Consider the following 24,929-nt stretch of genomic DNA (forward strand, 5'->3'; position numbering starts at 1 on the left):
GCTCCTTGATCCACCCGGCCTACAGCGAGACGAGGCTACGCCCCTTGGGGCTCCTCCTGCTCCACGGGCATCTGCACGGGCGCCGGGAAGACCGGGTCCTTGCGCTGGTGGCGGCGCAGCAGCCGCATGACGACGGCGGCCAGCATGATGGTCACCGCCACGCCGACGATCACCAGGGCGATGCCGGTGTATCCGGTGGCGGAGATCACGATCTCGGTCGGCTTGCCGTACTTCCGGCCGTCGGCGGTGAGCAGCTGCACGTCGAACTTGGCCTGGCCGTGGTCGGCGGGCACCACGACGGGGATCTCGTAGGTGCCGGCCTTGCCGGCCTGGACCTCGGCCTGCTTCTCGACGAACACCCCGCCGGCCGCGTCGACCTGGAGCTGGTCGGGGTCGCGCGACTTGACCTCGAGGTTGAAGTTCACGTTCTCGCGGAGCGTGTTGCGCACCGTCACCAGGATGCGGCCGTTGGTGCCGGCCACCGCGAACGGGTCGTCGGCGCCGACGATGAAGACCCGGGCCATCTGTTTCGCGATCGACGAGTTGAGCTGCCGGGCGTACCCGGGCGCCTTCTTGCCGCCCCGCCACGACGCGGAGGTCAGCCGCAGCACCGCCCGGTCGTAGGTGCGCTGCCCGCTCGTCGGCAGCGCCATCGCGACGTCGGCGGTCCGGGCCAGCCGGCGAACCCCGTTCATGTACGACTTGGGCAACTCCCTCTGCCGCGCCTGCGGCGGGTAGACCAGGTCGCCCACCCGGGCGTTCTTGGCCGGCCTGATCGAGGCCAGCGGCACGTCGCGCACCCACGGCAGCGGCTTGAGCAGCGCGGTCATGAAGGTCGAGTCGGGGTTCCACAGGTGGTTCGAGGGCATCGCGATCAGCGGCGCCGCCCGCTCGGCGGTCAGCCCGTTCATAGCGGTCTCGGCGATGTAGCGCTGCCGGGCCGCCACGGTCGCCCCGGCCGCGCGGCCGTCGGTCGCGAGCAGCCCGCTGAGCACCGGATCGGCCGTCTGCACGATCACCGGCCCGCTCACCGTGTCGACCACCCCGGCCGACCCGGCCCGCGCCGCGACCGCCTCGGGCGGCAGGGCGGCCTGGGCCAGCAGCACCGTGTCGACGCCGTTGACGGCCAGCGCGTCGAGGGTGTCGCGGTCGACCACCCCGCCGACCGGCCAGACCGTGGACGTGGTCGCCGACCCCACCTTGAGCAGCTGGTTGGTGGCGAACGAGCCGACCAGCAGCGCCGTGGGGGTGGTCGTGTCGAGCCCGTTGTGGACGACCGCGCCGAGGTCGGCGTCGGCGTAGGGCATCGCCATGACGGGGTTGTCGGCCAGCGCCGACCGCAGGGAGGTCACCCACTCGGCGCCCTGGGCCACGCCCTCCTTGGCCGTGCCGTCGAGGTAGTAGGCCCGCGACAACCGCTGGGCGTCGTCGAGCACCGAGCCGTCGACGAACCAGGTGGCGGTCTCGTCGGTCGCGGTGGCCAGCGCGAGCAGGTTGTTGAGGCGGCCGTCGCCGAACAGGTCGTCGTCGAGGAACGTCTGGTCGTCGGCCCGCTTCGGCTGCGCGGTCAACGGCAGGGCCAGCGCCAGCCGGGTCGGCTTCACGGCGGTGCCCTCGGGGACGTACGTGAGGAAGGTGCGCTCGACGCCGACGACCTGCCCGGTGGCGCCGTCGACGGCCTCCACCTCCAGGGGGTAGACGCCCGGCTGGCTGATGCTGAGCTCGGCCGGCGACACCGAGATCGTGAACGGCAGCTTGCCCGAGCCGTCGAGCGGGGTCGCCTGCACCTTCGGCCGCCACGAGTTCGTGAAGATCGTCTGGCCGGTGACGTAGGCGGCGATGTCGGCGCGCGAGGTGAAGGGGCGTCCGGCGGCGTATCTGATCTGCACGCGGACGGGGCTCTGCGGGATGCCGGTGACGGCGCCGGCGATGGTGATCGTCTGGTCGGCCCGGGTGGGGGACTCGGGGCTGAACTCACTCAGCGTGACCGGGTCGGCCGCACGCGCGGTGGCCGCCGCTGCTGTGGGGGCCGCCGGGATCGCCAGGCCCGCACCGGCGAGCAGAAAGGCGAACAAGACGGGACCGAGGCGACGCACGCCCTGAATGCTATAGGCCCCGGCCATATGGCCGTTGTCAGCTTGCCAGGCCGTGACCGGCGAGCTCCACCGGCTTTCCCGAGGCCAGGGGGAACAGATGCACAGCGCGTAGTCGCAGCGCTGTCATGCGTTCACCCGTCGCGGTGTGCACGAACGCGTCGGGGTCGGTGGCGTCGACCAGCCGCCGGTCGATCAGCAGGGTGAGCTTCTCGGGGAGCAGCAGCGGGCAGACCAGCCCGGCCGCGTAGTCGGTGACCGCGTTGACGGTGTAGGAGGAGGCGGGCCTGACCCGTTCGGCGCCTAACGCGGCGGCGATCACGCTCGGCCGGGGCTTGCGGGCCACCGAGCTGATGACGGCGACGGGTTCGCGGCACCCCCGGGTGGTCACCTCGAACACGGTGACGGTCACGCAGGTCTCCGGCGGGACTCCGAGCATCTTGGGCAGCTCGTCGGCGGAAGTCAGGACGCGTGGAAGCCGTACGATTTCATGGTGGATTTGACGGGCGAGGAGCCAGCGATGGATCGCGAGGGCGTCCTGCATGTGGTGTGCTCCTTCTCCCGGCCCCCGACAGATCTGCACTGAACGTAGCCTGCTGATCGCCATAGGTGTATTAGCCCAGTGGCACCTGTTCCGTAACCGAAGGACCTACCCAGCTTGTCCCCTACAAACCCGATAGAGAACGCTCTGGCCGACCTGCTCCGCCGGATCGAACCCGTCGCCCACGAACTGGGCGACCTGTTCGCCAAACACGGCCACGAGCTGGCCCTCGTGGGCGGGCCGGTGCGCGACGTGCTGCTCGGCCGGTCGGGGGCCGACCTCGATTTCACCACCGACGCCCATCCTGAACGCGTTCTGGAGATCGTGCGCGATTGGGGCGACGCGATCTGGACGATCGGCATCGACTTCGGCACGGTCGGCGTACGCAAGGGCGACTGGCAGCTCGAGATCACGACCTACCGCAGCGAGTCGTACGACCCCAAGTCGCGCAAGCCCGAGGTGTCCTACGGCGACACGCTCGAAGCCGACCTGGCCCGGCGCGACTTCGCGGTCAACGCGATGGCGGTCCGGCTGCCCAGCCGGGAGTTCGTCGACCCCTACGGCGGGCTGGGCGACCTGGCCCGCAAGGTGCTGCGCACGCCCGGCACGCCGGAGCAGTCGTTCGACGACGACCCGCTGCGCATGCTGCGCGCGGCCCGGTTCGCCTCGCAGCTCGGGTTCACCGTCGACCCCGACGCGATCAGGGCGATGACCGAGATGGCCGGCCGCATCGAGATCGTCTCGGCCGAGCGCATCCAGGCCGAGCTCGACAAGCTGATCTGCGGCGCCCACCCGCGCGAGGGCCTGACCATCCTGGTCGAGACGGGCCTGGCCGACCACGTCCTGCCCGAGCTGCCCAAGCTGCGGCTGGAGATCGACGAGCACCACCGGCACAAGGACGTCTACGAGCACACGCTGATCGTGCTCGACCAGGCCATCGCGCAGGAGGTCGGCGGTCCCGACCGGGTGCTGCGCTGGGCGGCGCTGCTCCACGACATCGGCAAGCCCAAGACACGCAGGAACGAGCCCGGCAACCGGGTCTCCTTCCACCACCACGAGGTCGTCGGCGCCCAGATGACCAAGCGTCGCCTGACCGCGCTGCGGTTCCCCAAAGAGGTGACCTCCGACGTCGCCCGTCTCGTCGAGCTGCACCTGCGCTTCCACGGCTACGGCACCGGCGAGTGGACCGACAGCGCGGTGCGCCGCTACGTCCGCGACGCCGACCACCTGCTCGACCGGCTCCACAAGCTGACCCGGGCCGACTGCACCACCCGCAACAAGCGCAAGGCCGCCGCCCTGGCCCGCACCTACGACCAGCTCGAAGAGCGCATCGCGAAGCTGGCCGAAGAGGAGGAACTGGCCAAGATCCGGCCCGAGCTCGACGGCAACGAGATCCAGGAGATCCTCGGCATCCCGCCGGGTCCGATGATCGGCAAGGCGTACAAGTTCCTGCTCGACCTGCGGATGGACGAGGGCATGCTCGGCAAGGACGTCGCCCGCGCCCGCCTGCTGGAATGGGCGGCCGCCCAGTGAACCTCGCGGAGCTCGACAGCAAGCACGTCTGGCACCCCTACGCGACGGTGCCGCCGGCCGTGCCCACCCATGTGGTGGAGAGCGCCGAGGGTGTCCGTCTCACGCTCGCCGACGGCCGCGAGGTCGTCGACGGCATGTCGTCGTGGTGGGCGGCCATCCACGGTTACCGGGTGCCGGAGATCGACGCCGCGATCACCGGCCAGCTCGGGCGTATGGCCCACGTGATGTTCGGCGGGCTCACCCACGAGCCGGCGATCCGGCTGGCCGAGCGGCTGGCCGCGATGACCGGCTACGAGAAGGTCTTCCTGGCCGACTCGGGCAGCGTCGCGGTCGAGGTCGCGATCAAGATGGCCGTCCAGGCGACCGGGAAACGGCGGCTGCTGACGGTCCGGGGCGGCTACCACGGCGACACGTTCGGGTGCATGTCGGTGTGCGACCCGGTCAACGGGATGCACCACATCTTCACGGGCGCGGTGGCCGAACAGGTCTTCGCGCCGGTGCCGCCGCTCGGCTACGACACCCCGGTCGACCCCTCCTACGTCGAGGAGGTCGACCGGCTGGCCGCTGATCCGGCGGTCGGTGCGCTGATCCTGGAACCCGTCGTCCAGGGCGCCGGGGGGATGCGCTTCTACAACCCGGCCTACCTGAGGGCGTTCCGCGAGATCTGCGACCGCCGCGGGCTGCTGCTGATCGCCGACGAGATCGCCACCGGCTTCGGCCGCTCGGGCACCCTGTTCGGCTGCGACCACGCCGACATCAGGGCCGACATCGTCACCCTGGGCAAGGCGATGACCGGCGGCTACCTGACCATGGCCGCCACCCTGACCACTCCCGAGATCGCCGAGCGCATCGGGCTGCTGATGCACGGGCCGACGTACATGGGCAACCCGCTGGCCGCCGCCGCGGCCGGCGCCTCGCTCGACCTGCTGGCCGCCCGCCCGTGGCGGGCCGAGGTCGGCCTCATCGAGGAGACCCTGCGCAAGGGCCTGGCTCCGGCGCAGGGTTCGGTCGCCGATGTACGCGTCCTCGGCGCCATCGGCGTCATCGAGTGTCACCAGCCGGTCGACATGAAGAAGGCGCAGGACACCGCGCTCGATCACGGTGTCTGGCTGCGCCCCTTCGGAAAACTCGTCTACGCGATGCCGCCCTACGCCTGCACCGAGGCGGAGGTGGCGACCATCGCCGCGGCGATGGTCGCCGCGGCTACGGCTTGACGGGGAGCGGCTCCGCCTGCCGGACGACCGGAAGCACGGCCAGCCGGTAGGCGCCCGCCGCCACGAAGTAGAGCACGGTGACCATCGTCAGCACGAAGAACGACTTGCCGTCGGGCGGCAGCAGCGCCGCCGAGATCGACACGCCGGCCACCATCATGCCGTTGAACAGCAGGTCGTAGATCGAGAAGACGCGCCCCCGGTAGGCGTCGGCGATGCCGCGCTGGACGACGACGTCGGTGCAGATCTTGCCGCTCTGGCCCAGCACGCCGGTCACGAACCCGGTGACCAGGAAGCCCCACTGCTGGAACGGCGCGCACAACACGAACTCCAGCGCGCCGCACAGGCCCAGGGTGATCGGGATCCACGACTCGATCCGGAACCGCTGGGTCGCCCACGGGGTCAGGAAGGCCGCCGCGAAGTAGCCCAGCCCCGAGGTGGCCACCACGCCGCTGAGGGCCATCAGCCCCACCTCGGCGTCGGTGGTGAAGTAGTAGCGGTAGAGCATCAGCACCATGCCGAGCGACATGCCGTAGAGGATCCGGTGCGCGGCCATGCTCCCGAGGGCCGCGGCGGGACCCCGCCGGTGGGCGATGTAACGCACGCCGTCGACCAGCCCGCTCAGGACGTGACGCACGGCGTCGCGGGCCTGTGGCCGCTCGGGGTCGAACGAGGGGCCGAGCAGCTGCCGGCTCATCTGCCGGGCGATCAGCGCGCTGGACGCGAAGATCACGCCGGAGATGACCAGGATCCCGGCGGTGCCGAGGTGTTCGGGCCCGAGGATCCACCGCAGCCCGAAGCCGACACCCGCGCCCACGAACGTCACGACGGTCCCGGAGGTCGGCGTGACCGCGTTCGCGATCATGAGCGTGTCTTTGGGCACGACGTGGGGCAAGGAGGCCCCGAGCGCCGAGAGGAAGAAGCGGTTGACGCCGAGCACGCCGAAGGCGGTGGCGTAGAAGATCCAGTCGGGGGCGTGGGCCGCGACCGCGGCGGCCGACAGCAGCAGCAGGCCGGCTCGGATGAGGGGGGCGATCACCAGGATCTGGCGCCGTGACCAGCGGTCGATGAAGACCCCGGCGAAGGGACCGATGATCGAGTAGGGCAGCAGGAGGACCGCGAAGGCGGCCGCGACATCGGCGACCGACGTCTGCTTCTCCGGACTGAAGAAGGCGTACCCGGCCACCGCGAGCTGGAAGATCCCGTCGGAGAACTGCGAGACCAGCCGGGTGCCGAAGAGCCGTCGGAAGTCCCTGCCTCGCAACACCACACGAAGATCTGAGACGTAGGACACGTCGTCAGCCTACGCGCGGGGCAAGCCTGGGACATCAGGGTCATCCCCGATAGGGCAGAACCGGAACGGAAGAGACCGTAGTCTCATTGCGTGACGAACGATGAACACGTCGTGCTTGTTGACCCTGCGGGCAACGCGGTGGGCACCGCCCCCAAGTCCACGGTCCACGGCACGGCCACCCCCCTGCACATGGCCTTCTCCAGCTACGTCTTCGACGCGTCGGGCAACGTGCTGCTCACCCGCCGCGCCGACCACAAGATCACCTGGCCCGGGGTGCTGACCAACAGCTGCTGTGGTCACCCCCTGCCCGGTGAGGGCCTCCCGTCGGCTGTGATTCGCCGGCTGTCCCACGAGCTTTCGCTGACCGTTTCCTCGGTCGACCTGCTGCTCCCCCGCTTCTCCTACCGCGCGGTCATGCCCGACGGCACGGTCGAGCACGAACTGTGCCCGGTCTACCGCGCCCTGGTGGGCGAGGAGCCGACCGCCAACCCCGACGAGGTCGGCAGCGTCCTGTGGATGCCGTGGAAGGAGTTCTCCGACCAGGTGCTGGCGGGCGAGCTGGAGATCTCCCCGTGGGCCGCCGAGCAGCTGCCCCAGCTGGTCGCGCTCGGCCCCGATCCCCTCACGTGGCCGGTGGCCGATCCTGACGACCTTCCTCCGGCCGTACGCGATCTGTAGAAAAGCCGAGGGCCCCGGGATGTCCCGGGGCCCTCGGCTGTGGTCTAGCGCTCGACCTCGCCGCTGATGAACTTCTCCACCGCGTCGCGGGCGTCGTCGTCGGAGTACTGCTCCGGCGGCGACTTCATGAAGTAGGAGGACGCCGACAGGATCGGCCCGCCGATGCCCCGGTCGAGGGCGATCTTGGCGGCCCTGACGGCGTCGATGATGACGCCGGCCGAGTTGGGCGAGTCCCACACTTCGAGCTTGTACTCGAGGTTGAGCGGGGTGTCGCCGAACGAGCGGCCCTCGAGGCGGACGTAGGCCCACTTGCGGTCGTCGAGCCACGGCACGTGGTCGGACGGGCCGATGTGGACGTCGGCCTTGGCCATCTCGTGCGGGATCTGCGAGGTGACCGACTGGGTCTTGGAGATCTTCTTCGACTGGAGGCGCTTGCGCTCCAGCATGTTCATGAAGTCCATGTTCCCGCCGAAGTTGAGCTGGTAGGTGCGCAGCAGCTCGACCCCGCGGTCTTCGAACAGCTTGGCCATCACGCGGTGGGTGATGGTGGCGCCGACCTGCGACTTGATGTCGTCGCCGACGATCGGCACCCCGGCGTCGGTGAACTTCTGGGCCCACTCGGGGTCGGAGGCGATGAAGACGGGCAGCGCGTTGACGAAGGCGACCTTGGCGTCGATCGCGCACTGCGCGTAGAAGCGGTCGGCCTCCTCCGAGCCCACGGGCAGGTAGGAGACGAGCACGTCGACGCGGGCGTCCTTGAGCACCTGGACCACGTCGACCGCGTGGTCGTCGGACTCCTGGATGATCTCGCGGTAGTACTCCCCGAGACCGTCGAGGGTCGGACCACGCTGGACGTTCACGCCGAGCGGCGGCACGTCGCAGAACTGGATGGTGTTGTTCTCGGAGGCGAGGATCGCCTCGGAGAGGTCACGCCCGACCTTCTTGGCGTCGACGTCGAAGGCCGCCACGAACTCGACGTCGCCGACGTGGTAGTCGCCGAACTGGACGTGCATCAGGCCCGGCACACGCATGGCCGGGTCGGCGTCCTTGTAGTAGTGGACGCCCTGCACCAGTGAGGCGGCGCAGTTCCCCACACCCACGATGGCTACGCGCACCGAACCCATCGCACTCGCTCCTTTGGATCGTTATTCATCGGAACCGGGACGCTCGTCCCGTTCTGATTGGCTTTTATCGGCGGCTTGCGCCCGTTCAGTGTTGATCAGCTCGTTGAGCCAGCGGACCTCACGTTCCACCGACTCCAGGCCGTGCCGCTGCAGCTCGAGGGTGTAGCTGTCGAGCCGCTCACGGGTTCGGGCCAGGGCCGTGCGGACGTTTTCCATTCGTTCCTCCAGGCGGCTGCGCCGCCCTTCGAGGATCCGCAGGCGTACTTCGGCCTCCGTGTGACGGAAGAACGCGAAGTGGATGCCGAAGCTCTCGTCCTCCCAGGAGGAGGGACCCGCTTGGGTCAGCAACTCCTGGAGGCGCTCCTTGCCCTCGGCGGTGAGCTTGTAAACGATCTTCGACCGGCGGCCGAGGACCACGTCGTCCGGGGGTTCCTCCTCGACGATCAGGCCGTCGGTGAGCAAACCCTTCAAGCATGGGTAGAGCGAGCCGTAGGAGAACGCGCGGAACATCCCGAGCAGGGTGTTGAGGCGCTTGCGCAGCTCGTAGCCGTGCAGCGGGTTCTCGTGCAGTGAGCCGAGGACGGCGAGCTCCAGAACGCCGTTTCTGGACCCGGTCACTGGAGGCACCTCCTCGGTATTCTTGGTCGATGTATCGAGCTGATACATCTGCAGGATACGTCGCGGCGTCAGGGCGTGCAACGCGAGCTGCGGACGGCCGATCTGCCTGGGGTAACGGCCAACGGTTGGGCAGGATTTGGCAAAGGGACGTAATCTTGCCCACATGTGGTCACAGCGGACGGGAGTGGCAGGAGGGCCGATGCGGCCCGGAACCATGCCCGTACGCTGGGTAAAAGCCCGGTCAGCAAGGGCCCCGATGGCCCATGAATCCGGCGAATACCCCGACGGGGCGCCGGAGACCTGTCAAGGTTGTGACCGGAACCGTCTGGTGGTCTCGTACGTCCTCGGGACAGACGCCGAGTAGACGTCGACGAGCATTCCCCACGAACTTTGACGAGGACGCGTGAGTAACAGCAGCTATGGCCCGGGACAGACGGGCGGCCCCTCGGAGGGCGCCGGCCGTGGGCCCCGACCTGGGCGGCGCCGTCGCTCGCCCGCAGAATCGGCTCCCCCTCAGGCACCGCAGGCACCGCCGCATCAGCCGGTGACCGGCGGCTGGGGCGCGCCACCCGCGCAGCCCCCCGCCCCGCGGCCCGGCCAGCCCGGCCGCCGCCAGGAGGCCGCATTCGAGGACACCGCCTCCATGGGCGCCGTTCCCCCACCCGCGGGCCCCGGTCAGCCGGGCGCGGGTCAGCCCACCCGCATAGGCCGCCCACCAGGTGGGCCCGTGAGCCCGGGCGGGAACCTGCCCTTCCCGCAGGGCCCGAGGCCCGTCGCGCCGGCCGGCGCCACGGGCGGCTTCCAGCGTCCTGTCGAGGGTGAGTCGACCCAGATGATGGGCGCCGGCAGCGGCGGCCGACGCCGCCGCGGCGGCCCGCCGCAGCCCCTGCCCGGAGGCGGGCCCGGCGGCCCAGGTGGTCCGAAGGGGCCCGACGACTTCGACGACGACGATGACGAGCCGCGCCGCCGCACCGGCTGGCGCCGGTTCGTGCCGAGCTGGAAGATCGTCGTGGCCGGCGTCACGGTCGTCGTCGCCGGCGTGTTCGGCATGATCGCGATCGCGTACGCCAACACCCCGGTCCCCGACAAGAACGACGCGCAGGCCGAGGCGCTCGCCCAGGGCTCCACCGTCTACTACGCCGACGGCAAGACCCCGATCGCCCACCTCGGCACCAAGCGCGTCATCGTCGACATCTCCAAGATCTCGAAGACGCTGCAGGACGCGGTCATCGCGATCGAGAACGACACCTTCCGCGAGGACTCGGGCATCTCCATCCCCGCCATGTTCCGTTCGGTGTGGATGACCGCCACGGGCCAGCAGCTCCAGGGCGCCTCGACGATCACCCAGCAGATGGCCCGCAACTACTACGACGGGCTGAGCCAGGACGTCTCGGTCAAGCGAAAGGTCATGGAGATCTTCGTCGCGGTGAAGATCAACAAGACCATGGAGAAGGACGAGATCCTCGAGCAGTACCTGAACACGATCAACTTCGGCCGGGCCTACGGCATCGAGGCCGCCGCGCAGGCCTACTTCGGCAAGAAGATGACCGCCGCCAAGCTCGACGTGAACCAGGCGGCCTACCTGGCGGCCCGCGTCCAGACCCCGAGCTGGTCGGCCGACGAGCCCGCGCTCCAGTCGCGCTTCAAGGACGTCGTCGCCGCGATGGCCCGGCTCGACCCGGCCAAGTACGGCAACCTGCCGCAGACCGCCAAGTTCCCGAAGACCATCAAGGACCCCAACCTCAACGAGATGGGCGGCCTCAAGGGCTACATGGTCTCCGTGGCCATCCACGAGCTCAAGGGCCGTGGTCTGACGGAGGAGGCGATCCAGAGCGGCGGCTACAAGATCGTCACGACCTTCGACCCGAAGCTCATGAAGACGGCCCAGAAGGTCGTCAAGAACGTCATGGCGGGCGTGCCGAACACCCGCGAGGTGCACACCAGCCTGGCGGCGGTCGACCCGACCAACGGCCGGGTGATCGCCTTCTACGGCGGCGACGACTACGTCAAGGACAACTGGAACGAGCCCTTCGACTCCGCCAAGCAGGCCGCCTCGGCGTTCAAGCCCTACGTGCTGGCCGCGTGGCTCGACGCCGGCTACAGCCTGAACAGCTGGCTGCCCGGCAACGAGACCGTGCCGAAGGAGATCCCCGGCCAGGCCAGGGGCGGTTTCACCAACGACCACGGCGGCCCCGCGGCGGTCACCGCGATCACCGCGACCTCGGCCTCGGTCAACACCGCCTACGTCTCGATGGCCTACAAGCTCGACGAGGACACCGGCACGATCGGCAAGCTCAGCTCGGTCCGCGACATCGTGGTCGAGGCCGGCTTCTCCGAGCAGCGCATGGACGCCGACATCAAGCGCGGCACCTACCAGTTCTCGATCGGCTCGGCCCAGGTCACCGCCGTGGAGCAGGCCGCCGGATACTCGATCTTCGCCAACGCCGGCAAGCACGTGAACTACCACGTGATCAAGGGCGTCTACCAGGGCAAGCAGCTCAAGTACCCCGAGCGCAAGCCGGTCAAGCAGGTCATCTCGGCCGAGGCGTCCGCCGACGCGGTCGTCGCGCTGGAGGAGGTCCTCAAGTCCGGTACGGCCGGCGGCCAGGGCATCGGCCGTCCGGCCGGCGGCAAGACGGGCACCAACAACGAGGAGAAGGAGGCCTGGTTCGTCGGGTTCACCCCGCAGGTCTCCACCGCCGTCGGCATGTACCGCGAGGAGTGCCGGACCAAGAGCGGCAAGGTCGTGCCCCCGGTGAACGCGCGCTGCCCCTACTGGAAGGGCAAGACGCCGGAGACGGGTGACCCCAAGTTCACGATGGCCAACCCGTACAGCCAGCCCTACGAGGTGTCGCTCGGCTTCGCCGGCGCCAGCTTCCCGACCCGCATCTGGCGGGAGTTCATGCTGGAGGCCCACAAGAACAAGCCGGTCGCGCAGTTCCCGCCGAAGGCCGGGGTCGGCGCCCCCGAGAACATCGTGCCCAGCCCGACTCCGACGCCCAAGCCGGAGGAGGAGGTCATCGAGGAGCCGACCCTGCCGTGGGAGGACGACGGCGGCGGCCCTGGCGAGAGCGAGTGCTTCCCGGGCGCGCCCGAGTGCGAGGTCGACATCCCCGACGGCGGCGGCGAAGTGCCGTTCGATCCGTTCAGCTCGCCGGCCACCCCGGCGCAGCAGCAGGCTCCCCCTGCCTCGTCGGGACGTAAGTCGTAGGGTTCGGACTCGTCCAGGTCGGGGTGTCGCCGGTACAGTGCGACACCCCGACACCTGATCGAATGGCCTCATGATGACCCGGACGACGGAAGCCCCCGGGCCGCGCGCGGCGGTCGTAAACGGACTCATTCCATATGTGCCGCTGGGCCTGCTGGCCTCGTTGGGCGCGATCCTGGCCTACTACTGGAAGTCCGCCTGCCGGTTCGGCGGGGCCTGGAACTCCGGCATCGATCAGTACACGAACTTCTGCTACACCGACATCTATCCGTTGTGGTTCGCCCGCGGCCTGAATGAAGGAAAGATCCCTTACATTCAGGGAGAGGTCGAATATCCCGTCGGCATCGGCGGGATCATGGAGCTGGTGCGCCGCCTGTCGTTCGGCGACGCGGTCCGCTTCTACGACCTCACCGTCATCCTCATGGGCGTCAGCCTGGTGATCGGCGTGTTGTGCATGGCCGCGCTCGCCGGGCCGACCCGCAAGTGGGACGCCCTCTGGTACGCCCTGGCTCCCGCGGTCATCTTGTCGGCGTACATCAACTGGGACCTGGCCGCCGGAGCGCTCGCGCTCGGCGGGCTGCTCGCCTGGGCGCGCGAGCGCCACTACCTCGCCGGGGCGCTGCTGGCCCTGGCGGTGGCGACCAAGTTCTACCCGCTGATGTTCCTCGGGGCGCTGTTCCTGCTGACCGTGCGCACCGCCAAGTGGGGACCGTTCCTGAAGATGCTCGGCGCGGCGGTCGGCGTGTGGCTGCTGGCCAACGGGCCGGTCATGCTGGCCAGCTTCGACGGCTGGAAGCGCTTCTACACCTTCAGCAGCGAGCGCGGGGTCGACTGGGGCGGCCTGTGGTTCTTCTTCCAGAAGTACCAGTGGGGCATCCTGGCCGACGGCGAACACCTGAACCTGATGGCGATGATCGCGGTCGGCGTGCTGCTGCTCGGCATCGCGATCCTCACCCTCGCCGCGCCCACCCGGCCCCGGCTGATGCAGATCTGCTTCCTGGCGCTGGCCGCGTTCATGGTCACCAACAAGGTCTGGTCGCCCCAGTACGTGTTGTGGCTGATGCCCTTCGCGGTGCTCGCCCGGCCGAAGTGGCCCTCGCTCGCGGTGTGGCAGGTGACCGAGGTCTGGTACTTCTTCGCCATCTGGCTCTACTTCGTCGGCATGGACCCCAACCACACGGCGCAGGGCATCGGCGACGGGCCCTACTTCCTGGCCGTCTGGGCGCGGGCGCTGGCCGTCATCGCGCTGATGGTGCTGGTCGTGCTCGACATCCTGATGCCCGACCGCGACGTCGTCAGGGTCGCCGGGATCGACGACCAGGCGGGTGGGGTGTTTGACGGGGCGCCCGATCGGTTCGTGCTGTTCCGCCGGGCCGCCAAGACCGAAACGAGCTGAGATGCGATACGCCGCTCCGGTGTGGCTGCTGACCCGCGTCCTGCTGTTCCTGGCCGCGATGCAGATCATTCCGGTGGGTTTCTCGATGTCGTTCGAGAACGACATCCGGCTCTACTCCGACTGGTCGAACGTCCTGCTCACCGGGCAGTTCCCCGACAACGACGACAAGTGGCAGTATCCGCCGTTCGCGGCCATCCCGATGCTGGTGCCGCACCTGCTGCCGTTCTTCGACTACCTGGTGTCGTTCTTCCTGATCGCGATCCTGTGCGACCTGGGGATCCTGCTGCTGATCTGGCGGTTCTGCCGGCGTACCGGCGGCGGGAACGGGGCCCTGTGGGCCTGGGTGGTCGGGCCGGTGCTGCTCGGGCCGCTGCTGATCGCCCGCTACGACCTGATGGTGGCGATCTTCGCGGTGGCGGCGCTGACGGCGTCCACCGACGCGGCGGTGCGGGGCGCGCTCATCGGCATCGGATTCTCGATCAAGGTGTGGCCGATCGCGCTGCTGGCCGGGCTGCGCCGCTGGCGCGAGTTGCTCACCGGCAGCGCCTCGGCGGTGGCCGCCACCGTGGTGGCCTGCGGCGCGACCGCGCTGGTCATGCCCAACGCGCTCGACTTCCTGACCGCCCAGCAGGAACGCGGCCTCCAGGTGGAGTCGATGGCCGCGACGCCGTTCGTGCTGCTGCGCGCCCTCGGCCTGTGGGGCGGCTTCTCCACCTACCAGCACGGCGCGATGGAACTGGCCGGCCCGGGGGTCGAGACGGCTATCACGATCGCGGTGCTGGCCACCCCGATCGCGGCGGTGCTGCTCGTCGTGTGGTGGTTGCGGGCCCACCCGACCGAGGCCACGTTCTACGACGCGGCGCTGACGACCGTGCTGCTGCTCGTGGTGACCAGCCGGGTGCTCTCACCCCAGTACATGATCTGGCTCATCGGCCTGGCCGCCGTGGTGTTCTCGGTGCCGAGGTCGAGCCAGAAAGAGGTGGCGTGGTTGCTGCTGGCGGCCACGCTGCTGACCGGGATCGCCTATCCGTGGATCGAGGAGCACTACTCGTGGAAGGGCGAACTGCCCGGCACCCTGGTGCTGGCCGCCCGCAACCTGCTGCTGCTGATGGCCGCGGTGTTGTCGTTCAGAAGGTTGTGGACGAGCACCCGCCGCCCCCCGGCCGAAGACGACGCCGGCGAGCGGGAGCTCCAGACCGTACCCACTTCTTGAGCGCGGGAATCCGCAGACTTTATCCACAGGCTGTGGATTAAAGATTTTTTCTGAGGAAGGCGATGTCGTCGGCCTGGCCGTCGCCCGGCGTCTCCACCACGATGGGGGCGCCGGCCTGGCGGCAGATCTCCAGGATCAGCTCCGGGTCGATCTGCCCGTGCCCCAGGTTCGTGTGTCGGTCGGCGCCCGAGTCGAACGCGTCCCGCGAGTCGTTGCAGTGGACCAGGTCGATGCGGCCGGTGATCGCCATGACCCGGTCGACGATGCCCTCGAGGTTCTCCCCGGCGGCGTGGGCGTGACAGGTGTCGAGGCAGAAGCCGATCTTCTCCGGCTCGCGGGCCTTCGCGGTCACCGCGTCCCAGAGCCGGGCGATCGTGTCGAGGTGGCGGGTCATGGCGTTGTCGCCCCCGGCCGTGTTCTCGATCAGGACGGGGATCGGGCAGTCCATACGCTCGAACACCTTGCCCCAGTTGTCGAACCCCTTCTGCGGGTCTTCGCCCTTGTTCAGGTGGCCGCCGTGCACGATCAGCCCGGTCGCGCCGAGCTCGGCCGCGGCCTTGAGCTGGCCCTCCAGCAGCTTGCGGCTGGGGATGCGGATGCGGTTGTTCGTCGTGGCGACGTTGATCAGATAAGGGGCGTGGACGAAGACCTGCACATCGGACTCGCGGATCGCGTCGGCGCTCGCGGGCATGACCGGCCCCTTGAACCCCTGCGGATCACCGAGGAAGAACTGCACCACCTCGGCCTCGCGAGCGGCGGCGTGGGCCAGCGGGTCGTCCTGGTCGACATGAGCTCCGATACGCACCATGTAGTCGAGCCTAACGGGCTTTTGAAGAGCGTTTCAAAGGTGATCGTCCGGGCAGTCGCGATGGCGGTTGACGCGCCCTGCGTCTCGCGCGTCACGACAAAAGGAGACGACATGCGCTACCGGGTCGGGAGTTTCATCCTGCTGATCTACATCCTGGTCGGCATTTACGTGGCGTGGGTCTACGACTACCTCACGCCCGGCATTCTTCGCGACATCGCCGAGGCCCTTCTTTCGATCTTCCTCTGGTTCCTCGTCCTTCTCGGGGTGGACCTGCATATCGGCAAGTGATTTCCATGGAAAAGGCCGCAGCGCGTGCTGCGGCCTTTCTTTTCGCCCGTGGACGTCTAGACGAATCCGCCGTGGGCGATGCCCAGCCCGGCGCCGACGAACGACCCCACGATGCCCATGATGTTGAACACCCGCTGGGGCGTGGTCACCGAGATGAACTGGGAGAACAGCCCAGTGAAGAAGCCGACCGCGCCCAGCCACGACGCGGGCACGTGGAGGGCCACGACGAACCCGAAGACGAAGGCGAAGACGCCGATCGTGAACACCGAAAGACACAGGACGTTCTGCAGCCGATGGGGCCGGCCGTCGGTGTTGAGCGTGAGTTTTCGCGGCTGGCCCGCGACGGGATCCAAGATGTGTGGCATAAGCGCCACCCCCTTCTCCTGTCTTTTCAGGCAGGTTCAGAACGCGAGCCACGGCCGGCCTTCGGCCGTCCGCATCTCGCTTCCCCTCAGGATTCCCGGACCGGACCGGACACAACCGCCGCCCTGGTAGCCTTGACGGGCTGCGTCTGCTAAGGACGCGCGTCCTCCTGTCACGGCAAGGCGTCGTGGCCGCAGAGTCCAGAGGAGGTTGGATTCCGCATGCGTCGATACGAGATGATGGTCATCCTCGACCCGTCCCTCGATGAGCGCACCGTGCAGCCCTCACTCGACCAGTTCCTCGCCGTCGTCCGCAACGACGGTGGCACCGTGGAGAAGGTCGAAGTCTGGGGCCGTCGCCGGCTGTCCTACGACATCGACAAGAAGTCCGAGGGCATCTACGCCGTCGTCGACCTCTCGGCCGAGCCGGCCACGGTCAAGGAGCTGGACCGTCAGCTCAACCTCAATGAGGGCATTCTTCGTACGAAGGTGCTGCGTCCCGAACTTCACTGACGTTTTGTCGGAGCCTGGCTTTACGCTGGGCGACTAATACGTCGGCGGGATACGAAAGGCTACGACCGATGGCAGCAGGCGACACCACAATCACCATCGTCGGCAACCTTGTCGACGACCCCGAGCTCCGCTTCACGCCCACGGGGCAGGCGGTGGCCCGGTTCCGCATCGCGTCCACTCCGCGGTTCCTCGACAAGCAGACCAACGAGTGGAAAGACGGCGAGGGCCTGTTCCTCACTTGCAACGTCTGGCGTCAGGCGGCGGAGAACGTCGCCGAGAGCCTCCAGCGCGGCATGCGGGTGATCGTGCAGGGCCGGCTGCGCCAGCGGTCGTACGAAACCAAGGAAGGCGAGAAGCGCACCGTCTACGAGGTCGAGGTCGACGAGGTCGGCCCCTCGCTGCGCAACGCCACCGCCAAGGTCAACAAGACCGCCCGTCAGGGCGGCGGAGGCGGCGGCGGCTTCGGCGGCCCCGCCAACGACCCCTGGGCCAGCGCGTCCCCGGCCCCGTCCGGTGGCGGCGGCTTCCAGGGCGGCGGCGGCGGTGGTGGCGGCGGCTACAGCGGCGGCAGCCCGCAGGGCGGCGGCGGCTTCGGCGGCGACTACAGCGACGAACCGCCTTTCTAAATCCATATGAAAACCGAGCGACCATTCCCGCTTCGCGCGGGGCTCTGAAAGGAGCACCACGATGGCCAAGCCGGCACTGCGCAAGCCCAAGAAGAAGGTTTGCCTGTTCTGCCACGACAAGATCTCCTACGTCGACTACAAGGACACGGGCCTGCTGCGGAAGTTCATTTCCGACCGCGGCAAGATCCGCGCCCGCCGGGTGACGGGCAACTGCACCCAGCACCAGCGCGACGTCGCCACCGCGATCAAGAACGCCCGCGAGATGGCGCTGCTGCCCTACACCTCCACCGCGCGCTAAGAAAGGAGCCTTGGGAAAATGAAGCTCATTCTGACCACTGAGGTCTCCGGCCTCGGCGCCCCTGGCGACATCGTCGAGGTCAAGAACGGCTACGGCCGCAACTACCTCATCCCGCGCCAGTACGCGATCCTGTGGACGCGCGGCGCGGAGACCCAGATCGCCTCGATCAAGAAGGCGCGCGACGCCCGCGAGATCCGCGACCTGGGCACCGCCAAGGAGGTCGCCGGCCAGCTCGGCGCCCTCAAGGTCAAGCTGAAGACCAAGGCCGGCGCTTCGGGCCGCCTCTTCGGCTCGATCACCACGGGCGACATCGCCGACGCCGTCAAGGCGGCCGGCGGCCCGACCCTCGACCGCCGTCGCATCGTCATCGACAACGCGATCAAGACCACCGGCACCCACCGGGTCAGCGTCAAGCTGCACCCGGAGGTCGCCGCCGCGGTCGACATCGAGGTCCTGGCCGTCTGATCCCGGCCACCCGAAGCCCCTTCCGGCCCGCCGGAGGGGGCTTCGTCGTGCTCGCCGAAGGATTCGGCGCTCCGGGTCAGGTGAGAGCGGCCGGCTTCGACCTCCGAGTCAGATGAGGGCGTGGACATCGCCTGGAGCGCACCTACTCGGCCGGGCTCACCCGCGCCAGGTCACCCGGCTGGCCTGTGCGGAGAACCGGCGTATGGGCAGCGCTAGGGATCTGACCGGTCTGAGTGGAGAATCTGCGCCTAGGGAGGGCCAGATCGGGCGGGCTCACCTGTGTTGGGTCATCCGGCTGGTCTGTGCGGAGAGCCTGCGCGTGGGGAGCGCCGGGTCGGCCGGGCTCACCCGCGTTGGGTCATCCGGCTGGCCTGTGCGGAGACAGGTCGGGCTCGGACAGAACGCCCACGGGCGCTCGTCGCGGTCAGGAGGCTGGGGGTCTGGTGACGGTCGGGCCGGCGACCAGCCACTTCGAGCCGTAGGCGCGGGTGCCCAAAGTGATCAGACGGGCGGCCATCCACACGCCGATGGCCAGCCACAACCCCGCCAGGCTGCCGGCCACCAATGCGAAGGGCAGGAACGCGACGGTCGTCGCGACCGCGGCCCACGCCAGATAGCGCTGGTCGCCCGCGCCGATCAGCACCCCGTCGAGCACGAACACCACACCCGCCGGCGGCTGGAGGACGGCCGCGATCCAGATGATCGATGCCAGGGCCGCCGTCACGGCGGGGTCGGCGTCGAACAGGGCGGGAACGAACGGCCCGGCGGCCAGCAGTCCGAGGCCGAGGACCACGCCCGAACCGATGCCCCACAGGACCATCCGCCAGGTCGCCCGCCGGGCCGCCGTCAGTGCCCCGGCCCCGAGTTGGCGGCCGATGATGGCCTGACCGGCGATCGCGATGGCGTCGAGGGCGTAGGCGAGCAGGGTCCAGATCTGGAACATGATGCCGTGGGCGGCCACTTGGGCGGTGCCCATCCGGGCCGCCATCACGGTGGCCACGATGAGCACGATCCGCAGGCAGAGCGTGCGGATGAGGATCGCGATCCCGGCCAGGCCCGACGCCTTGATGCCCGACAGGTCGGGCCGCAACGACGCGCCCTCCCGCCGCGCGCCCCGCACCACCATGACCAGATAGGCCGCCGCCATGAGCGTCTGCGCGGCCGCCGTGCCGGAGGCGGAGCCGGCCAGCCCCCAGTCGAGGCCCAGGACGAACCAGGCGTTCAGCGCCGCGTTCAGGGCGAACCCGCCCACGGAGACGACCAGGGGAGTCACCGTGTCCTGGAGGCCGCGCAGCACACCCGTACCGGCGAGGACCAGCAGCATGCCCGGAGCGCCGAGCAGGCTGACGCGCAGATAGGTCACCGCGTCGTCGACGATGGCCGGTTCGGCCCCCACGAGGCCGACCAGCCACGGTGCGAGGGGCCAGCAGACCACGACCACGGCGAGCCCGATGGCCGTCGCGAGCCACAGGCCGTCCATGCCGCCCTGGACGGCCTCCCGCCGCGCCCCCGCCCCGATGCGCCGGGCGACGGCGGCGGTGGTTCCATAGGCGAGGAACACGCACAGGCTGACGATCGTCGCCAGAATCGTGCCCGCGACGCTCAGCGCGCCGAGCGCCCCGGTGCCGAGCCGTCCGACGATGGCGTAGTCGGCCAGCAGGAAGAGGGGCTCGGCGACGAGCGCCGCGAACGCGGGGACGGCGAGCCGGAGGATCTCGCGATCGTCGGGGGACATGGAAGTCATTCTGCCGGTCAAGAAAAAACTTCTATCCACAGGGGGTGGATAACATCTCCGCAGCTCAGAAGGTTATCCACAGACATGTGGAAAGGTTATACACAGGCTAATCCCCAAGCTGCCCACACCCTGGAGGCCGTCGTCCACAGGTTGTCCACAGAGTTATCCACAGGCCTACGTTGCTGATGGCGTGAGGTGGCGGGAAACTGTCGGAGGCGTCATCTACAACTGGGGGTGGGTGCGAGCGAGGGGGAGGGCCAAGTGAGCGTCGTCGACTTCTCCGGAGGGCCTTCCGAGCCGTCCTTCGAACGCACCCCGCCGCACAACATCGAGGCCGAGCAGTCCGTCCTCGGCGGCATGATCCTCTCCAAAGACGCCATCGCCGACGTCGTCGAGGTGCTCCGCGCCGACGACTTCTACCGACCGGCCCACCAGATCATCTACGAGATCATCACCGACCTCTACGGCCGGGGCGAACCCGCCGACGCCGTCACGGTCTTCAACGACCTCCAGCGCCGCGGCGAGGTCGGCCGGGTGGGCGGCGGCGCCTACCTCCACACGCTGACCGCCGTCGTCCCCACCGCCGCCAACGCGGGCTACTACGCGAAGATCGTGCGCGAGCAGGCGGTGCTCCGCCGCCTCATCGAAGCCGGCACCCGCATCGTCTCCTACGGCTACGGCGGCCAGAACGAAGAGGTCGACGACCTGGTCGACCGCGCCCAGGCCGAGATCTACAAGGTCACCGAGCGCCGCACGTCCGAAGACTATCTGCCGCTGTCCGAGATCATGCCGGGCGCCCTCGACGAGATCGAGGCGATCGGCAGCCGGGGCGGCCAGATGGTCGGCGTCCCCACGGGCTTCCAAGACCTCGACGCCCTGACCAACGGCCTCCACCCGGGCCAGATGATCGTCGTCGCCGCCCGCCCGGCCATCGGCAAGTCCACGCTGGGGCTCGATTTCGCCCGTTCTGCGGCAATCAAGCACGGCATGACCACCGCGATCTTCTCGCTGGAAATGTCGCGCAACGAGATCACCATGCGTCTGCTGTCCGCAGAGGCCAGGGTCGCGCTCCACGCCATGCGCTCCGGCATGATGAACGACGACGACTGGACCCGCATGGCCCGCCGCATGGGCGAGGTCGCCCAGGCCCCCCTGTTCATCGACGACTCCCCCAACATGTCGATGATGGAGATCCGGGCCAAGTGCCGCCGCCTGAAGCAGCGCAACGACCTGAAGTTCGTGATCGTCGACTACCTCCAGCTGATGAGCTCCCCCAAGAGGACCGAGAGCCGCCAGCAGGAAGTGTCGGAGTTGTCACGTGCGCTGAAGCTGCTGGCCAAGGAGCTGGAGGTCCCGGTCATCGCGATCTCCCAGCTGAACCGTGGCCCCGAGCAACGCACCGACAAGCGGCCCCAGGTCAGCGACCTGCGCGAGTCGGGATGTCTCACGGCGTCGAGCCGGATCCTGCGGGCCGACAACGGGCAGGAGGTCAGCCTCGGTGAGCTGATGGAGGCGGGGGCTCAGAACATCCCCGTATGGTCGCTCGACGACCGGCTCAAGCTCGTGCCGCGCACGATGACCCATGTCTTCAGCAGCGGCGTCAAGCCGGTCTTCCGCGTGCGGATGACGTCGGGCCGGGAGATCGAGGCGACCGGCAACCATCCTTTCCTCACCTACGACGGCTGGCACGCCCTCGATACGCTGTCTCCCGGCACGCGGGTCTCGGTTCTCCGGCATGTACCGCCGCCGTTGGAACTCAAGGCGCTCGACGAGGATGAGGTCGTCCTGCTCGCGCACATGATCGGTGATGGATCGTTCGTGCGGCGGCAGCCCATCCGCTACGCGTCCCGAGACGCGGCCAACCTGGTCGCGGTCACCGAGGCCGCGGCCCGCCGTTTCGCCATCACCGCCGTTCGCGACGAACACGAGGCGGCTCGGTGCACGAGTCTTCGCCTTCCGGCTCCCTTCCATCTGACACACGGCAAGCGGAACCCCATCGCGGCGTGGCTTGACGATCTCGGCCTGTTCGGGCTGCGCAGCCATGAGAAGTTCGTTCCCGGCCCGATGTTCGCCGCGCCGAAAGAGCAGCTCGCCCTGTTCCTCCGACACCTGTGGGCCACCGACGGGTATGTGTGGTGGGACGAGAACGCCGGCCAGGCGCGGATCTACTACGCCTCCACCAGTCGCAGGCTGATCGACGACGTGGCACGGTTGCTGCTGCGCTTCAACGTGATGACGAGGATCAAGACGAACCAGAAGCAGGGATACCGGCCGGGCTACCAGCTTGTGATCTACGGTGCGGAGAACCAACTGCGGTTCCTCGACGACATCGGTGTCCATGGTGCGCGCGGTGCCCAGGCTCACCGGTGCAGGGCCGAACTCCGGCTCAAGGTCGGCGGCACCAATCTCGACACCGTACCCGTGAAGGTGTGGGACCAGGTGCGTGACATCCTCGCTGGGCGACGGATCACCCACCGGGAGTTCGCGGTCGCCATGGGGCATTCATTCAATGGGAGCGCGATGCGGCGGGCGGCCCCGAGCCGTGAACGGCTGGGCCGCATCGCGACCGTCCTTGACGACGCCGATCTGGAGATCCTCGCGACCAACGACGTCTTCTGGGACGAGATCGCGAGCGTCGAGCCGCTCGGAGACCAGCCCGTGTACGACGCGACCGTGCTCGGCACCCACAACTTCGTCGCCAATGGCATCAATCTGCACAACTCGATCGAGCAGGACGCCGACATGGTCATCCTGCTCCACCGCGAAGACGCCTACGAGCGCGAGTCCCCCCGCGCCGGCGAGGCCGACCTGATCGTGGCCAAGCACCGAAACGGCCCCACCGCGACGGTCACCGTCGCCTTCCAGGGCCACTACTCGCGGTTCGTCGACATGGCCAGCCACTGACCCGCCCTCAGGGAACCACCCGATAGTGGGTGACCAGGTGCTCCCCGTCGAACACGTGCAGCGCGAACCCCGGCGGCTGCTCCAGCGACACCGGCGGCCCGCTCTCGGTCTCGTACGGCGTCAGCGCCGTGCTGACCACCCCCGGCCCGACCAGCAGCGGCAGCCCCGCGAACGTCGTGGCCGCGGCCGTGTGGGCGTGGCCCGAGAGCACCGCCACCACGTTGGAGTGCCGCCCGAGCACGTCGGCCAGCTCGCCCGGGTTCCGTAGCCCGATCCCGTCGACGTAGGGGCTGTGCAGCGACGACGCCTGGTGGTGCATGCCTACGAACGCCTTGCCCGGCAACGCCGAGAGCGTCTCGTCGAGCCACGCCAGCGTCGAGGGCTCGAGCCGCCCCTCGGCCCGCCCCGGGATGCTCGAGTCGACCAGGACGATGCTGAAGGTCCCGACCGACAGCACCTGGTCGACCGGTGCCGATCCGGAGGAGCCGAGCAGCACCTCCCTGAACGGCGCACGCGAGTCGTGGTTCCCCGGGCAGATCAGCGTCGGGTGGCGGGTCGTCAGGATCTTGCGGGCGAGCTCGTATTCGGCCGGGGCGCCGTTGTCGGCGATGTCGCCGGTCACGATCACGGCGTCGACCGCGAGGCCGTCGACGTGGCGCATCACCCGTTCGGCCCGTTCGGTGGCGCGGGGGCCGCCGTCGATGTGGGTGTCGCTGACGTGGGCCACGACGATCATCTGGACCTCCTAGGCGAGCCGTTCGACGAGGATACGCGCCCGCGCCAGCTGGACCTTGCGGGCCTCGGAGGCGGCGTACTTGATGATCAGAGGGGGCGCCGACAGGTTGAGCACGTCGTCGACGCGGGTCCCGGTTCCTTCGGCGCTGAGGTCGAATCGGTACGCCATCCGCACCCCGCCCGGGCTCTTCACGTCTCCCCACACGGCGTGGTCGTCGGTGAACAGCTCGACCGCGATGAGGTTGTCCCACTTGAGGAAGCCGAAGAACCGGAACCGCTCGGTGGCGGTGTAGCGGACGACTCCGGGGGCCGACCGGTCCACGTCCTTCACGGCGACCACGATCGGGGAGAGCCCGATGTAGTTCTCAGGGGTCGTCAGATGGTCGAGGACCACCTTCGGTTCGACGCCGATGTGGAACGTGTTCTTCAACACCTGAGCCGGCACGCTGGGCCTCCGGGGTAGAACGTGATCTTATCTCGCGAATTCTGTCATCACCCGGCGAGTGTGATCGTCGGCGGGAAAGAACGATTCGATGGCCAACTCGGCCACGGTCACGTCAAGGGGGGTGCCGAAGGTCGCCACGATGCTGAAGAAGCGCAGTTCGCCCCCGTCGTGGCGCAGTCGCAGCGGGACGAAGATGTCGCCGGGCCCGGGGAACTCGATTTCCGGTTCGGGCTGGTCGCAGGGGTAGCCGCGGAGCTCCTCGTACAGGGAGACGAGCTCCGGGTCGGCGGTGAAGGCGATCTGGCGGCGCAGGCGGGAGAGCAGGTGGGCCCGCCACTCGCCGTGGTTGGCGATGCGCGGGGCCAGGCCCTCCGGGTGGAGGGAGGCGCGCAGCACGTTGGCGGTCAGGTCGGGGTCGATGCCCTCGGAGAGGAGGGCGAGGCCGGCGTTGGCGTCGACCAGGTTCCAGCGCTGGTCGACGACGACCGCCGGGTGGGGCTCGTGGCCGGTGAGGACCTGCCGGATGGCCGCCTGAATGGCGGCCATCCGGGGGTTGGAGAGAGAGGTCTCGCCGTAGACCGGGGCGAAACCGGCGGACAGCAGCAGCCGGTTGCGTTCCCGGAGCGGCAGGTCGAGGCAGTCGGCGATGCGGAGGATCATCTCGCGGCTGGGACGGGCCCGGCCGGTCTCCAGGAAGCTGATGTGCCGGGTGGAGACGTCGGCGGCGACGGACAGGTCGAGCTGGCTGAGCCGGCGGTTCTCACGCCATCCGCGGAGCAGGGGGCCGACTGAGGTCATCGTCACGTCTCCGAACCTAAGCACTGACAGGTCATCTGGGCGA

At 68.9% G+C, this 24,929-nt stretch carries 23 protein-coding genes; 12 read left to right on the forward strand and 11 right to left on the reverse strand.

Annotation, left to right across the window (positions count from 1 at the left end; genetic code table 11):
* Positions 1-35 precede the first annotated feature (35 nt).
* On the reverse strand, positions 36-2,096 hold the full coding sequence (locus AW271_RS29775) for a DUF6049 family protein (RefSeq protein ID WP_062340929.1): 2,061 nt from the start codon (positions 2,094-2,096) through the stop codon (positions 36-38).
* A 37-nt stretch (positions 2,097-2,133) separates the two neighbouring features.
* A complete protein-coding gene (locus tag AW271_RS29780) occupies positions 2,134-2,637 on the reverse strand; it encodes a YbaK/EbsC family protein (RefSeq protein ID WP_062340930.1) in 504 nt (167 codons plus the stop codon).
* A 114-nt stretch (positions 2,638-2,751) separates the two neighbouring features.
* Here AW271_RS29780 and AW271_RS29785 point away from each other — a divergent pair, with 114 nt between their 5' ends.
* Together AW271_RS29785 and AW271_RS29790 are read left to right on the forward strand one after the other, a co-directional pair.
* The gene (locus AW271_RS29785) at positions 2,752-4,167 is read left to right on the forward strand and encodes a CCA tRNA nucleotidyltransferase (protein WP_062340931.1); all 1,416 of its coding nucleotides are present in this window, start codon (positions 2,752-2,754) and stop codon (positions 4,165-4,167) included.
* Complete coding sequence (locus AW271_RS29790) at positions 4,164-5,381, forward strand: adenosylmethionine--8-amino-7-oxononanoate transaminase (protein ID WP_062341035.1); 1,218 nt, start codon at positions 4,164-4,166, stop codon at positions 5,379-5,381. The genes AW271_RS29785 and AW271_RS29790 overlap by 4 nt, the downstream gene beginning before the upstream one ends.
* Here AW271_RS29790 and AW271_RS29795 read toward each other — a convergent pair.
* Positions 5,371-6,672 carry an MFS transporter gene (locus AW271_RS29795; protein WP_062340932.1) on the reverse strand — a complete coding sequence of 434 codons (1,302 nt, stop codon included), beginning with the start codon at positions 6,670-6,672 and terminating at the stop codon, positions 5,371-5,373. The genes AW271_RS29790 and AW271_RS29795 overlap by 11 nt on opposite strands.
* A gap of 90 nt (positions 6,673-6,762) precedes the next feature.
* Here AW271_RS29795 and idi point away from each other — a divergent pair, with 90 nt between their 5' ends.
* On the forward strand, positions 6,763-7,350 hold the full coding sequence (gene idi, locus AW271_RS29800) for an isopentenyl-diphosphate Delta-isomerase (RefSeq protein WP_062340933.1): 588 nt from the start codon (positions 6,763-6,765) through the stop codon (positions 7,348-7,350).
* Positions 7,351-7,394: 44 nt separating this feature from the next.
* Here idi and AW271_RS29805 read toward each other — a convergent pair whose 3' ends face one another.
* Complete coding sequence (locus AW271_RS29805) at positions 7,395-8,474, reverse strand: inositol-3-phosphate synthase (protein WP_062340934.1); 1,080 nt, start codon at positions 8,472-8,474, stop codon at positions 7,395-7,397.
* 21 nt (positions 8,475-8,495) lie between these two features.
* On the reverse strand, positions 8,496-9,140 hold the full coding sequence (locus AW271_RS29810) for a PadR family transcriptional regulator (protein ID WP_062340935.1): 645 nt from the start codon (positions 9,138-9,140) through the stop codon (positions 8,496-8,498).
* A 679-nt stretch (positions 9,141-9,819) separates the two neighbouring features.
* On the opposite strand from AW271_RS29810, the gene AW271_RS29815 reads away from it, so the two are divergent.
* The 3 genes from AW271_RS29815 (at position 9,820) to AW271_RS29825 (ending at position 14,909) form a co-directional block, all read left to right on the forward strand.
* Positions 9,820-12,303, forward strand: a complete 2,484-nt coding sequence (locus AW271_RS29815) for a transglycosylase domain-containing protein (RefSeq protein WP_062340936.1) — start codon at positions 9,820-9,822, stop codon at positions 12,301-12,303.
* A 136-nt stretch (positions 12,304-12,439) separates the two neighbouring features.
* Positions 12,440-13,696: a glycosyltransferase family 87 protein gene (locus AW271_RS29820; RefSeq protein WP_245653273.1), complete on the forward strand. Its 1,257-nt coding sequence runs from the start codon at positions 12,440-12,442 to the stop codon at positions 13,694-13,696.
* Position 13,697: 1 nt separating this feature from the next.
* Positions 13,698-14,909: a glycosyltransferase family 87 protein gene (locus AW271_RS29825; RefSeq protein ID WP_062340937.1), complete on the forward strand. Its 1,212-nt coding sequence runs from the start codon at positions 13,698-13,700 to the stop codon at positions 14,907-14,909.
* A 37-nt stretch (positions 14,910-14,946) separates the two neighbouring features.
* Here AW271_RS29825 and AW271_RS29830 read toward each other — a convergent pair whose 3' ends face one another.
* Complete coding sequence (locus tag AW271_RS29830) at positions 14,947-15,717, reverse strand: deoxyribonuclease IV (RefSeq protein ID WP_062340938.1); 771 nt, start codon at positions 15,715-15,717, stop codon at positions 14,947-14,949.
* 39 nt (positions 15,718-15,756) lie between these two features.
* Here AW271_RS29830 and AW271_RS29835 point away from each other — a divergent pair, with 39 nt between their 5' ends.
* On the forward strand, positions 15,757-16,005 hold the full coding sequence (locus tag AW271_RS29835) for a hypothetical protein (RefSeq protein ID WP_062340939.1): 249 nt from the start codon (positions 15,757-15,759) through the stop codon (positions 16,003-16,005).
* Between the two features lie 56 nt (positions 16,006-16,061).
* Here AW271_RS29835 and AW271_RS29840 read toward each other — a convergent pair whose 3' ends face one another.
* On the reverse strand, positions 16,062-16,370 hold the full coding sequence (locus tag AW271_RS29840) for a hypothetical protein (protein WP_062340940.1): 309 nt from the start codon (positions 16,368-16,370) through the stop codon (positions 16,062-16,064).
* 219 nt (positions 16,371-16,589) lie between these two features.
* Here AW271_RS29840 and rpsF point away from each other — a divergent pair, with 219 nt between their 5' ends.
* From rpsF to rplI, 4 genes are all read left to right on the forward strand, one after another.
* Positions 16,590-16,880: a 30S ribosomal protein S6 gene (rpsF, locus tag AW271_RS29845; protein ID WP_030452633.1), complete on the forward strand. Its 291-nt coding sequence runs from the start codon at positions 16,590-16,592 to the stop codon at positions 16,878-16,880.
* 68 nt (positions 16,881-16,948) lie between these two features.
* The gene (locus AW271_RS29850; RefSeq protein ID WP_062340941.1) at positions 16,949-17,506 is read left to right on the forward strand and encodes a single-stranded DNA-binding protein; all 558 of its coding nucleotides are present in this window, start codon (positions 16,949-16,951) and stop codon (positions 17,504-17,506) included.
* A gap of 61 nt (positions 17,507-17,567) precedes the next feature.
* Entirely contained in the window at positions 17,568-17,804 is a 237-nt protein-coding gene (rpsR, locus tag AW271_RS29855) for a 30S ribosomal protein S18 (RefSeq protein ID WP_030452635.1), read from the forward strand.
* A gap of 18 nt (positions 17,805-17,822) precedes the next feature.
* Positions 17,823-18,269 carry a 50S ribosomal protein L9 gene (rplI, locus tag AW271_RS29860; protein ID WP_062340942.1) on the forward strand — a complete coding sequence of 149 codons (447 nt, stop codon included), beginning with the start codon at positions 17,823-17,825 and terminating at the stop codon, positions 18,267-18,269.
* Positions 18,270-18,693: 424 nt separating this feature from the next.
* Here the strand turns inward: rplI and AW271_RS29865 are convergent, their stop codons facing one another.
* Positions 18,694-20,004 (reverse strand): MATE family efflux transporter, encoded by a 1,311-nt coding sequence (locus tag AW271_RS29865; protein ID WP_245653274.1) that lies wholly within the window; start codon positions 20,002-20,004, stop codon positions 18,694-18,696.
* Between the two features lie 261 nt (positions 20,005-20,265).
* On the opposite strand from AW271_RS29865, the gene AW271_RS29870 reads away from it, so the two are divergent.
* Entirely contained in the window at positions 20,266-22,908 is a 2,643-nt protein-coding gene (locus AW271_RS29870) for a replicative DNA helicase (protein ID WP_062340944.1), read from the forward strand.
* A gap of 7 nt (positions 22,909-22,915) precedes the next feature.
* Here the strand turns inward: AW271_RS29870 and AW271_RS29875 are convergent, their stop codons facing one another.
* Genes AW271_RS29875 through AW271_RS29885 form a run of 3 tightly spaced genes read right to left on the reverse strand, consistent with a single transcriptional unit; the run spans position 22,916 to position 24,886 of the window.
* Complete coding sequence (locus AW271_RS29875) at positions 22,916-23,644, reverse strand: metallophosphoesterase (protein WP_062340945.1); 729 nt, start codon at positions 23,642-23,644, stop codon at positions 22,916-22,918.
* A 9-nt stretch (positions 23,645-23,653) separates the two neighbouring features.
* Positions 23,654-24,088, reverse strand: a complete 435-nt coding sequence (locus AW271_RS29880; RefSeq protein WP_062340946.1) for an SRPBCC family protein — start codon at positions 24,086-24,088, stop codon at positions 23,654-23,656.
* Between the two features lie 27 nt (positions 24,089-24,115).
* Positions 24,116-24,886 (reverse strand): helix-turn-helix domain-containing protein, encoded by a 771-nt coding sequence (locus tag AW271_RS29885; RefSeq protein ID WP_062340947.1) that lies wholly within the window; start codon positions 24,884-24,886, stop codon positions 24,116-24,118.
* Between the last annotated feature and the right edge of the window lie 43 nt (positions 24,887-24,929).

The sequence above is a fragment of the Herbidospora sakaeratensis genome (genome assembly GCF_001570525.1).
In the GTDB taxonomy this organism is placed as follows: Bacteria; Actinomycetota; Actinomycetes; order Streptosporangiales; family Streptosporangiaceae; genus Herbidospora; species Herbidospora sakaeratensis.

Coding starts and splice junctions, on each gene's coding strand:
- AW271_RS29780 (WP_062340930.1), bottom strand. CDS start 2,637: ATGCAGGACGCCCTCGCGATCCATCGCTGGCTCCTCGCCCGTCAAATC.
- AW271_RS29805 (WP_062340934.1), bottom strand. CDS start 8,474: ATGGGTTCGGTGCGCGTAGCCATCGTGGGTGTGGGGAACTGCGCCGCC.
- AW271_RS29810 (WP_062340935.1), bottom strand. CDS start 9,140: ATGTATCAGCTCGATACATCGACCAAGAATACCGAGGAGGTGCCTCCA.
- AW271_RS29825 (WP_062340937.1), top strand. CDS start 13,698: ATGCGATACGCCGCTCCGGTGTGGCTGCTGACCCGCGTCCTGCTGTTC.
- AW271_RS29830 (WP_062340938.1), bottom strand. CDS start 15,717: ATGGTGCGTATCGGAGCTCATGTCGACCAGGACGACCCGCTGGCCCAC.
- AW271_RS29840 (WP_062340940.1), bottom strand. CDS start 16,370: ATGCCACACATCTTGGATCCCGTCGCGGGCCAGCCGCGAAAACTCACG.
- rpsF (WP_030452633.1), top strand. CDS start 16,590: ATGCGTCGATACGAGATGATGGTCATCCTCGACCCGTCCCTCGATGAG.
- AW271_RS29850 (WP_062340941.1), top strand. CDS start 16,949: ATGGCAGCAGGCGACACCACAATCACCATCGTCGGCAACCTTGTCGAC.
- rpsR (WP_030452635.1), top strand. CDS start 17,568: ATGGCCAAGCCGGCACTGCGCAAGCCCAAGAAGAAGGTTTGCCTGTTC.
- rplI (WP_062340942.1), top strand. CDS start 17,823: ATGAAGCTCATTCTGACCACTGAGGTCTCCGGCCTCGGCGCCCCTGGC.
- AW271_RS29865 (WP_245653274.1), bottom strand. CDS start 20,004: ATGTCCCCCGACGATCGCGAGATCCTCCGGCTCGCCGTCCCCGCGTTC.
- AW271_RS29875 (WP_062340945.1), bottom strand. CDS start 23,644: ATGATCGTCGTGGCCCACGTCAGCGACACCCACATCGACGGCGGCCCC.
- AW271_RS29885 (WP_062340947.1), bottom strand. CDS start 24,886: ATGACCTCAGTCGGCCCCCTGCTCCGCGGATGGCGTGAGAACCGCCGG.